Source organism: Neobacillus sp. DZ-9 (genome assembly GCF_059587065.1).
The window spans coordinates 1-729 of sequence record NZ_JCAIOL010000058.1; the positions used below are offsets into that span (position 1 = coordinate 1).

The window sequence follows — 729 nt, forward strand, 5'->3', positions numbered from 1 at the left end:
TGGCGCGCCCGAAAGGAGTCGAACCCATAACCTTCTGATCCGTAGTCAGACGCTCTATCCAATTGAGCTACGGGCGCTTTATAAAATAAATGGTGCCGAGGACCAGAATCGAATTGGGGTAGTCACCTACCGCAGGATTTTCCGCCACACCCGGATATTTAAAGTTATTTTGCTTTTGCAAAAAACTTTGGTGAGCCATGAAGGACTCGAACCTTCGACCCTCTGATTAAAAGTCAGATGCTCTACCGACTGAGCTAATGGCTCAAAAAAAGAAAAAAATAAATGGTGCCGGCTAGAGGACTTGAACCCCCAACCTACTGATTACAAGTCAGTTGCTCTACCAATTGAGCTAAACCGGCACAAATTTAAATTTATATGGTGGAGGATGACGGGATCGAACCGCCGACCCTCTGCTTGTAAGGCAGATGCTCTCCCAGCTGAGCTAATCCTCCAAATTCATGAACGTTATTTTCGCTCTCACGAAAAAACTTTGGTGACCCCTACGGGATTCGAACCCGTGTTACCGCCGTGAAAGGGCGGTGTCTTAACCGCTTGACCAAGGGGCCCACTTTAAAAATTCAGACAAAATAATAGCCCCAACAGGGGCTTAGCCTGGCAACGTCCTACTCTCACAGGGGCGCGTGCCCCAACTACCATCGGCGCTGAGAAGCTTAACTTCCGTGTTCGGTATGGGAACGGGTGTGACCTTCTCGCCATAATTACCAGACT

5 tRNA genes and 1 rRNA gene are annotated in these 729 nt (G+C 48.6%); all 6 read right to left on the reverse strand.

Features of this window, described 5'->3' with window-relative positions:
• Positions 1-77: transfer RNA gene (locus tag AC59HZ_RS31460), tRNA-Arg, on the reverse strand.
• A gap of 111 nt (positions 78-188) precedes the next feature.
• A tRNA-Lys gene (locus AC59HZ_RS31465) sits at positions 189-264 on the reverse strand.
• A gap of 19 nt (positions 265-283) precedes the next feature.
• A tRNA-Thr gene (locus AC59HZ_RS31470) sits at positions 284-359 on the reverse strand.
• Positions 360-376: 17 nt separating this feature from the next.
• Positions 377-452, reverse strand: a tRNA-Val gene (locus AC59HZ_RS31475).
• 39 nt (positions 453-491) lie between these two features.
• Positions 492-566, reverse strand: a tRNA-Glu gene (locus AC59HZ_RS31480).
• 44 nt (positions 567-610) lie between these two features.
• Positions 611-727: ribosomal RNA gene (rrf, locus tag AC59HZ_RS31485) — 5S ribosomal RNA — on the reverse strand.
• Between the last annotated feature and the right edge of the window lie 2 nt (positions 728-729).